Source organism: Prevotella sp. HMSC073D09 (genome assembly GCF_001814145.1).
In the GTDB taxonomy this organism is placed as follows: Bacteria; Bacteroidota; Bacteroidia; order Bacteroidales; family Bacteroidaceae; genus Prevotella; species Prevotella conceptionensis.
Window position 1 is genome coordinate 1 of the sequence record NZ_KV815041.1, and the last position, 9,729, is coordinate 9,729.

8 protein-coding genes are annotated in these 9,729 nt (G+C 42.5%); all 8 read left to right on the plus strand.

The features are described from left to right. The first annotated feature begins 202 nt into the window (after positions 1-202). The 8 genes from HMPREF2955_RS02025 to HMPREF2955_RS02060 all read left to right on the plus strand — a co-directional run bounded on the left by HMPREF2955_RS02025 (position 203) and on the right by HMPREF2955_RS02060 (position 9,477). On the plus strand, positions 203-511 hold the full coding sequence (locus HMPREF2955_RS02025; RefSeq protein ID WP_019186975.1) for a T9SS type A sorting domain-containing protein: 309 nt from the start codon (positions 203-205) through the stop codon (positions 509-511). Between the two features lie 127 nt (positions 512-638). After that, positions 639-2,291, plus strand: a complete 1,653-nt coding sequence (locus HMPREF2955_RS02030) for a L,D-transpeptidase family protein (protein WP_070720406.1) — start codon at positions 639-641, stop codon at positions 2,289-2,291. Between the two features lie 79 nt (positions 2,292-2,370). After that, positions 2,371-2,916: an RNA polymerase sigma factor gene (locus HMPREF2955_RS02035; RefSeq protein ID WP_070720408.1), complete on the plus strand. Its 546-nt coding sequence runs from the start codon at positions 2,371-2,373 to the stop codon at positions 2,914-2,916. A gap of 262 nt (positions 2,917-3,178) precedes the next feature. Continuing rightward, the gene (locus HMPREF2955_RS02040) at positions 3,179-3,718 is read left to right on the plus strand and encodes a hypothetical protein (RefSeq protein WP_070720410.1); all 540 of its coding nucleotides are present in this window, start codon (positions 3,179-3,181) and stop codon (positions 3,716-3,718) included. Between the two features lie 2,107 nt (positions 3,719-5,825). Continuing rightward, the gene (locus HMPREF2955_RS02045) at positions 5,826-6,029 is read left to right on the plus strand and encodes a hypothetical protein (RefSeq protein WP_070720413.1); all 204 of its coding nucleotides are present in this window, start codon (positions 5,826-5,828) and stop codon (positions 6,027-6,029) included. Between the two features lie 101 nt (positions 6,030-6,130). Then, positions 6,131-6,739, plus strand: coding sequence for a hypothetical protein (locus HMPREF2955_RS02050; RefSeq protein ID WP_139145450.1), 609 nt, complete (start codon positions 6,131-6,133; stop codon positions 6,737-6,739). A gap of 729 nt (positions 6,740-7,468) precedes the next feature. Continuing rightward, complete coding sequence (locus HMPREF2955_RS02055; RefSeq protein ID WP_070720416.1) at positions 7,469-8,740, plus strand: O-acetylhomoserine aminocarboxypropyltransferase/cysteine synthase family protein; 1,272 nt, start codon at positions 7,469-7,471, stop codon at positions 8,738-8,740. A gap of 281 nt (positions 8,741-9,021) precedes the next feature. Continuing rightward, complete coding sequence (locus HMPREF2955_RS02060; RefSeq protein ID WP_070720418.1) at positions 9,022-9,477, plus strand: GNAT family N-acetyltransferase; 456 nt, start codon at positions 9,022-9,024, stop codon at positions 9,475-9,477. The last annotated feature ends 252 nt before the right edge of the window (positions 9,478-9,729 follow it).

The window sequence follows — 9,729 nt, forward strand, 5'->3', positions numbered from 1 at the left end:
GAAGTATCAATACGGCGAATTTTGGATGCTTACATTCAATCTTAAAAGTGCGTAAAATCACCTACAATTAATTCGTTTTGCGAACATAAAGAACTTTTCTTAGTTAAATAGCTTTAACGCTAATGATTTACAGTCGGTTAGTTTCTTGATTTACATCAAAAAGCACTATATTTGCAGATGAAACCAGAAAACATCCCAGAATATGACAAAGACGTTACTAACAATATTATTCACAACCGCCCTAATGATGGGCAACCCACTGACTTCGAGGGCTGCTGCTGCACTCGAAACCATTGATAACGACTATCAAAATGTCGTCATCAGTGTTTCGGAGTCTACCATTCACGTGTCGGGAGCAGCGGGGCAGATGCTCGCCGTCTACGACTTGGCCGGTATGAGGGTGGCCTATTTAAAGATAGACAGTGCCGAGAAACATTTCGATTTGGGGCTGCCAAAAGGCTGTTACATCGTTAAAGTGGGCAAGATGGTGCGTAAAATAGCCGTCAGATAACACTCCTTTCGGGTAAGTTTGCCTGCCTGGCGAAGGTGGAAATGACAGCGATGCTAGCTCCAACGGGCGTTGGTGCAAGTTTCACTCCATCAAAATTCTAATTAGTTTTCCGCAAGCCTGCAACGACATGCGCAATAAGCATAAGGACAAAGAATGTCAACAAGCCGCAACAATCGTAGGCGGCCTTTCAATGAAATACATTTTAGAGTTAGGTAAGTCCTCTTCTAATTTTTTAATAGGTAAGTTCTCTTCTACGGTACTTTTCGTTTGTCTCGTTCTCGTGGCTTGTCACGAGAAAGGCCATGTTGAACGGCCTATACCCTCGCAAGAAACTATCGGCCAATGGGCAGAACAGGCATATAAGCTCAACATCAGCGACATCAAACGGCAACTTGCCTTGCTGGTTAGAGCCGACCGTGACACGCTTGTGGCCGATTCGCGCACCCGCCGTTACTATCGCGACGGAGGAAACCTGCTTTGGATAGACCGGTTTGGGCTAGATAAACGTGCAGACAGCCTATTGGCCTACCTTAATACGGTAGAAGAAATGGGGTTTAGCAAGCGGGTGTTTGTGGTAGAACAGATAGAACGCGACTTGCAACGCATTCGAACACTCGATGTAGACTCTGGCATTCGCGATGTTAACCGTGTGATGGCACGCCTTGAATACAATCTTACCAAAGCCTTCTTGCGCTACACGGCAGGGCAGCACTTTGGTTTCACCAACCCCACGCGTATATTCAACAACTTGGACATACGTGAACAAGACTCTGTTCGAACTACTTACCGCGGTTTGTTCGACATCCCTGTTAAGCGGCCCACAAAAGACTTTTACACAACAGCCTTGCGTAAGGTATATAACGATTCGGTTGATATTTTCTTACGCCAGGCGCAGCCACAAAACGCGCTCTATGCCCTACTGATAAAGCATTTTAAGGGTAAAGACCTGTCGGAGGCCGACCGCATAAGGCTGCTCTGCAACGTTGAACGCAGCCGTTGGCGACAAACCGACTATCCGCAAAACCACCGAAAGTACGTGTTGGTCAACGTTCCCTCGTACCATCTCGACGCCATAGAAGGCGATAGCGTACTCACTATGCGTATGGCCTGCGGCACATTAGACACCAAAACGCCCCTGCTAAACAGCCATATTATGCGTATGGACGTTAATCCGCAATGGATTATTCCTCGGAGCATCATTAAGAAAGAGGTTGTTGGCCATGCAGGAAACCCCGATTATTTTGAGCGACACCGCTATTTTATACTCAACCGCTCGTCGGGAAGGCGTGTCGACCCCGCCAACGTGTCGGCCGGCATGCTGCTTAACCCCGACTATTTTGTTATTCAAGAGGGCGGCGAAGGCAATTCCTTGGGCCGCGTGGTGTTCCGTTTCAACAACAATTTCTCAATTTTCATCCACGACACCTCGTCAAAATGGGCCTTCGACCGTGGCAGCCGCAGCGTGTCGCATGGTTGCATACGTGTTCAAAAACCTTTTGAACTGGCTGTTTTCTTGCTCAATAAGAAAGATGGGACTTTGATTGATAAGATAAAGTATTCTATGCAGGCCGACTTGTCTAAGCCCAAAGAAGGCGAGGAAAAACGTACGCGCGTAGACTATCGACGATTAGTTAATAGTGTGAAAGTGAACCCCAACGTTCCGCTTTTCATTACTTATTACACCCTTTATCCCGACGTTAAAGGTAAGATGCATACATACGCTGATGTATATGGTTACGACAAGGTGCTTTATCGCTACCTTCGCAGTTTCTCCATTTAGTTTCGGCGCATATTGTCTTCTCACCTTGTTTATCGGCACTTAAAACATTCTTGACAGTTATTTTAGCCCCTATGGCTTAATGATAGAATTAGACGAACAACGTTTGTTGCAGCGTTTGGCCGACCCAGCCACTCGTCATGCCGCTTTCCAAGACTTGGTAAAGGCTTATGCCCAGCCGCTTTATTGGAAGGTAAGACGCATGGTGCTTGTGCACGAAGATGCCGACGACCTGGTGCAAAACGTGTTTCTTAAGGCTTGGAACGGGCTGGATAACTTTAAGCAGCAGGCTAGACTGTCCACGTGGCTGTACCGAATAGCCATTAACGAGGCTCTCGACTTTCTTCGAAAGCAGAAAAACGCCACCACGTTGCAATCGTCTGCCGACCTTACTTTGGCCCAACAGCTTATGGCCGACGATTACTTTGATGGCGATGCCACCCAAGCCCGCCTGCAAGAGGCCATTGCCGAGTTGCCCGAAGTGCAGCGAACGGTGTTTAACCTGCGCTATTTCGACGAAATGAAATACGAGGAAATTAGCGTTATTCTCTCAACTAGCGTTGGCGCATTGAAGGCTAGTTATCATTTAGCCGTAAAGAAATTAAGGAAGATAATGGATGTGGAATGAGGGGTTGAAACCATGTTTTGAAGACTAGCCTGAATAGTAAGAACAATTTCAATGTTTTCCTACCAAGAAGAAACGCCTTTTGAACAGTTCCAAACCTGAATGGTAAGAACAATTTCAATGTTTTCCTACCCCCAATGCTTGCAAGGAGTGTGTATGAAGTTATTATTGCGCCACAGCGGGGAATTATCAGAAATCACCTTAAAAAGCACCTTAAAGTGGAGGCACACATCCGAAGATAAAGGATTTAAAAAAGTTTGTACCAATGAGAAGTCTACTTATCTTGTTTATGGCAATCTTACTTGTTTCGTGTGAATGCCATTACGAGACTTTTAGGATTGATAATGTCGTCATGCAGCCGATAGTCTTTACCGATTCGCTGGTAAATGGGAAAAAATACTTTGTTATCAACTTCATTACAAGCTGGACCGGAACTAAACCAGTGCTTTTCAGTGGTGGCATAGAGCCTGGTTTGAAGGGCATAGACGAGAAAGTCAAGTCTATTGAAGTACGCACACGGTCAGGAAAACTCATCTCGCCCTGTTTCAAGGGTTGGGAAACGGATATGTATGGCTTAATCTCCAATCAGGAGGAGAGCCCAGGCTACTACTCTTCCCTTAACATAGCGTCGCTTGTCCGCTCCATAAACAAAGGCGAAAGGCAAAGTGTAGGGATGAGAATTTGCATACCTCGCCTTTTTTATTTGTCTTCTAATGACGAGCCATATACCATCACTATAAAATTTAGAGAGAGGCAAATCACATCGAAAGTGATTCAAAAGGAGATGGTTTATTGTGCCGAATAAACATTATCAGACCTTTCTTAATTTCGTTATGTATAAGGGCGAGTAACTGAATGAAACAAGGAACGAAATTAGCTTTACTCAAAGAAATTGTCTTGACTTTTAATATCTCTACAAATAGAGCAGTTTATTACCTTTGTGCTGTAAAACCAAGATAAACACCCCACTCATGTACGAAGTGCTGGACTAAGATACAAAAGACCTAAAGTTTTGCACCATTTGTCTGTGGCAAAACGTGGTTATGCCTCAAAAAGTAACCTAGTGAGCATTCTTTCAACACATTCTTTACAAGTTGAAAGCATCTTTCCAGTGGCGCATAATGAGGAAAAAGTAAAGCGCAGTTCTTTATGTTTCTTATGTTCTTATGTCAGAATGAACGTATTTATGTTAAGACACGAGAAAAGAACGTTTTCGTTAGGCCAAACGAACAATGTCGAGCTTGCTCGAAGATTGTCATGGCGAGAAAACGCACTTTTAGAGAAACAAGAAAAGAATGATTAACTCGTTCACTTATCCACCCGTTAACTTATCAACTGGTTAACTCGTCAATTTGTTAACTTGTCAACTGGTTAACTCGCCAACCCGTTAACTTGTTAACTGGTTAACTCGCCCACTTGTTCACCTATCCACCCGTTAACTAACCAACCGATGTAATCTTTTCAGCGAGAATTTTAACACTATGAGTGCCCTTTTTGTCCACCAATCGCTCACCTTGCCGCAAAAAATCGATTCTCGTGAAGGTTTGTTTTGATGCAAAAAGGGGTTAGTCTGTGAATGCGACAAACTGAATTTTTATTTAAAAACGCCACCATCTGCACCAGATTTAGTGCTATTTGCCGCTAAATGCAAGGTAGAATGGTGCAAAACGCAGTGTGTTTTGGTGCTAAATACAATGCGTTTTGCCGCAAAATGCAGTGCGTTTTGATGCTAAACGCAACGTAAAATGGTGCTAAACGCAGTGCAAAATGCTGCTAAATGCAAGACGAAAAGCATAAAAATACACTGAAATGGTATAAACAAAACCTTTCTGAACCATTAGATATATGGCTGAAAATGGCAAAATAGCTGTTAAAAAGCAGGTTTTTGGGGGTTAAAAGCGAGTAATTGGGCTTGAGAAATTACGAGCCTTCAGCCAAACTAGAAAGGCCAAATGGTGCAAAATGCAGGTTTTTCTCTTAAAAACAGACAAGGCAGAAGGGGTAAAAGGCCATAAATAGTGGTGATTTGCCTACTTTTGGGCTTGTATTTTCGCTAAAACGGGGCGGAAATTAGAACGATATTGTAAAATAAAAGATGGTAATTTAAGATTTTGTGTTAATGAATTTTTGAGTTAATGCGTCTTGGGCTTTCTGAGTTGGTGAGTTGTGGAGTTAATGAATTTTTGAGTTAATGAGTTTTGGAGTTGATGAATTTTTGAGTTTTTCAGTTGGTGAGTTTTGGCGTTTGGGGGTTGGTAAGTTTTTGAGTTGATGATTTCTTCAATTTGTAAGTTGTTGTATTTGGGAGTTGTTGGGTTTTCGTGAGGTGTTGGGCTCTCGTGGGAGTGTGGCTAGTGAGTTAATTCTCCCTACACTTTGTATATGCGAGGATTATTTATCTTGTGTTATTTTGATTAATGGTTTTCAACTACTCGAGTACATATACAATTGTGGCCTAGACCTCCAAACCGAGTGGGTGTTCCTGGTGATGAAACTGTACAGAAACTGTTTCGGCACGATTGGCAATGAGAAAGAACGCGATAGTTAGGTAGAGAATTTTGTACGTGATGCAATGATACAGCCCACAAAGTGGCACCAAACGGCCGACATGCCTTACAAACGAATGGTATAAGGGTCTAGATTAATATTTCAATAGATGGATTCCTGTGGTTATAACTCATGTTCGGACAATGTGGCGTACGTGTTCTTTGCAATTCATTTGATTGCCGATTTTGCAGACAAAAAACAATTACAACAGCTGCTTTCGACGGTATCCTAATTGTATGCTGGTAAAGTCGTCATGTGGATTTATTATTATTGGAGAACCTTCTTCTGTTTATAAATCCTAGTTAGGGTTAATTGCAGTTAATTTTCGAATGGTGCTGTGTCTGTAACAAAAGAATTTTCTAACTTTGAAATTTATTGAAGTTTTTTACGAAAAAACTAAAAAAGCGAAGATGGCCCATATCTTGGGTGGAACAACAACAGTAATGGTAGAAGTTGGTGTAATAACTGAAAATGAATGCCCAGAAGGGCAGGTAGGAAAGGGTAAGCCTATTATAGTCACAATCCCTGATGATGATAAGAAGGACGTCTCAAAATTAATTGAGGATTAAGTCAGTGAACAGGATCGTTATTGATAAGTTTGGAAGAACAAAACAGCACTCTCAATCACTAGTGGAGAGAAAATGTTATTTCGTTTTAATATAATATTATCATGAGTGTAAGGAAAGTAGAATTGACATTCTTAGCATTTCTTATGTCAGCGGGGCAATTTATTGGCCATTCTCAACAATGCCAAAATGTTCTTATAACGCCAGAGAATACAGATAGTATAGCTGTAGTCCTGGCTGAAATTTATGGGCTTGATCAAGGAGTTAGAGCCTCTTCTCTCTATTCATTAAGGATGAGAAAAGATGTAAGAGAGTATTTGGTAAAAATAGATTCTATCAATTTTCATAGAGCATACCAATTAATATGTAAGTATGGTTGGGTTTCTTCCAAAAGATTAGGCGCTAAGTATAGGAGACTTGAATGTATTGATGCAGCTCTTCCTGCTGTTTTTCTTCATAATTGTCGATATTTGTCAGATGTTTCTGTTAGGAACACGTTATCCAAAGAGGTCAAGAAAAAGAATCTTTCACCTAAAACTTATATGTTAATATTAGACAAATATTATGTGGTGTGCGAAAAACGAACTCTTTTAAATTCTGTTTTTAAGCAATGGCTAGACTTTCCATACGTTAAGAAAAAAGATAAGTCCGAATCTGACAGCATTATGGAGAGCATAGGCCAGCCATTATTACCCGATAGTGTTTTCAAGTAAGATGATATTAATATTAACTTCAGAATCTTGCGGCCTTTCTCGTCTTGAAATTGTAAACTGGGTCGAGTGTTATAAGTCTAACTATCTTGTTGTCAAAGGTGAAAGTATTGTAAGGGAGACCGTTGGCTTTACTTATAGTTCGCTAGAAGGTATCATATACAAAGGAGGAACCTCTCCGTAAACAAGTTTCGGCTGTTTACTATAGGCGCTGGGTGTTCCCAAGCGAGTTTAATCTTTGCCAAGATAAAATCCTTAATCGTTCTTAAGTTTCAGACTTATTTAATGAGGCGATAGAAATCCGTAATCTGTTGTTTTAGGAGTTGAAAGATGCCAAATGGTATCTCCCCAAGTTACTGCTGTAAATAAGTTGCAATTAAACAGATGAGCAATGCGAAATAACGGCACAAAAAAGAGGTTGGTGCAGGATGCTACCAACCTCGGAATGTGATTTTGACAATCTCAAAATCGAATTAAGTGTTCGCAAATTTAGGCCTTATAATCGAATAAACCAAACTTTTCGGATATTTTTTTTGTATTTTAACGTAATAAATCGTAAAGACAAACGTTTGCAAAAGAATTTTCGTTTGCCTTCGGTTCACGCCACCACTCCGTCCACACTACCAATTTTCACCCATATTATGTCCCTCCTTCCTTGCCTATCTCACTCTTTTTTAGTTACTTTGCACACTACAAGCATCACTAGCAACAACTTTAAAATACAACAGAACGATGAAGAAACAAACTTTATGCGTACAGGCAGGATGGGAACCCAAGAACGGCGAACCTCGCGTACTGCCCATTATTCAAAGCACGACTTTCAAGTACGACAACACAGAAGAGATGGCCATGCTTTTCGATTTGAAGAAAGAAGGCTACTTCTATACACGCTTACAAAACCCAACCAACGACGCTGTTGCGAAGAAAATAGCCGCATTGGAAGGTGGCGTGGCGGCAGTTCTCACATCGAGCGGACAAGCCGCCAACTTCTATGCCGTGTTTAACATCTGCGAGGCGGGCGACCACTTCGTTACTTCAAGCGAGATATACGGCGGAACGTTCAACCTCTTTGCAGTAACGCTTAAAAAGCTTGGCATCGACTGCACGTTTGTTCATCCCGATGCCTCGGATGACGAGATACAGGCTGCTTTCCGCCCCAACACCAAGCTGCTCTTCGGCGAAACCATTTCAAATCCCAGCTGCGCAGTGCTAGATATTGAAAAGTTCGCACGCATTGCCCACCGCAATGGCGTACCCTTAATTGTGGACAACACCTTTGCCACGCCCATCAATTGCAACCCCTTTGAGTGGGGATGCGACATCGTTACCCACTCTACAACGAAATATATGGACGGACATGCCACCTCTGTTGGCGGCGTTGTGGTGGATAGCGGCAACTTTGACTGGGAAACGAACGCCGAAAAGTTCGCCGGATTGTGCACGCCCGACAGCTCATACCACGGCCTGACCTACACCACGGCCTTCGGAAAGATGGCTTATATCACGAAAATGGTGGTTCAACTGATGCGCGACCTCGGCTCGATACCTAGCCCACAGAACGCTTTTCTGCTAAACATCGGACTTGAAACGCTACACCTACGCTTGCGGCAACACTGCGAGAACGCGCAGAAAGTGGCCGAATACCTGCATAACGACCCGCATGTGGCATGGGTGCATTACTGCGGATTGGAAGACGATGCCAACCACGAAAAGGCCAAAAAGTACCTACCCAACGGCTCGTGTGGCGTGCTTTCGTTCGGTTTGAAGGGCGACAGGGCCACTGCCGTGAAGTGGATGGACGCGTTAAACATGATTGCTATCGTTACGCACGTGGCCGATGCACGCACCTGCGTGCTGCATCCTGCCAGCCATACACACCGACAACTGTCTGATGAACAACTTCGCGAGGCTGGTGTTACACCCGATCTCATCCGCCTTTCGGTGGGCATCGAAGATGTGGGAGACATCTTGGCCGACATCAAACAGGCGTTGGAAAAGCTGTAACGCCCTTGCAACGCTACGTTAAGTGTGCGTTGAAAAAAGGGAAAAGGAGCATGGAAAGTGTGGCTAACCCATATTGTGAACAGGGTTTGCGCACTTTCCCCACCTGTCAGCAAAACGAAAAAGCAGGTATAGTTGGTAATTTGTGAGCAGGTAATCTTCTGTTTCCACCCAATTATCAGCAGACCTCTATAATAAGAAAAGAAATTAATTAGTAGCCTCTCCCTATCGATTAACAAAACATTTAGGGTGAGTGTATTTCGAAGTTTTTCAAACGCCTAGACATGAACATCAAACTTGAAAAGGGAATAAACAAAGACAATGCCTCGCTTTTATGTAAGTGGTCTAATGAACAAGGAAAAGCGTTTCAGGAGCAATGGATGGGTCCCAAAATCTCTTATCCGTTGAGTTATGGTAAAATAAAGGACCTCGAAAATGTATTTTCCATATTCAATAATGGGGAATTTGTCGGAATGATACAAGAAATACAAATTGGCAAAGACAACATACACATAGGCAGATTTGTAATAAATCCTCAAAAAACAGGATTGGGTTTAGGCACAGAGGCACTAAAAAGGTTTGTAGATTTCATTTTTAAGGATGACAATATTGAAAGTATTTCTTTGACAGTCTTCGACTTCAACCAAAATGCAAAGAAACTCTATGAGAAACTTGGCTTTGAAATCAACGAGATAATTGAAGTCCCAAAGCTGAAATACATTATGAGACGGCACAGATAGGTTATGTCGGTTCGGTATAAAAGCCATAAAGAACAAACCAATAAAAAGAGGAAGTGCCAAGACTGCCGCATCCTCTTCTTGTACAAGCATTTTTTAATGCGAGGTGTGGATAAACAAGTTTGTTCGTCTACTATCTTGCAGATAATGAGCCAAGTTTGCAAAAAGCAAATACAAGATCTATACATTGAACAGTGTTATAGGCCTATTGTTCTATACTGTGTAAGCATCCAATATTCGCCGTCTTTTTCCGAT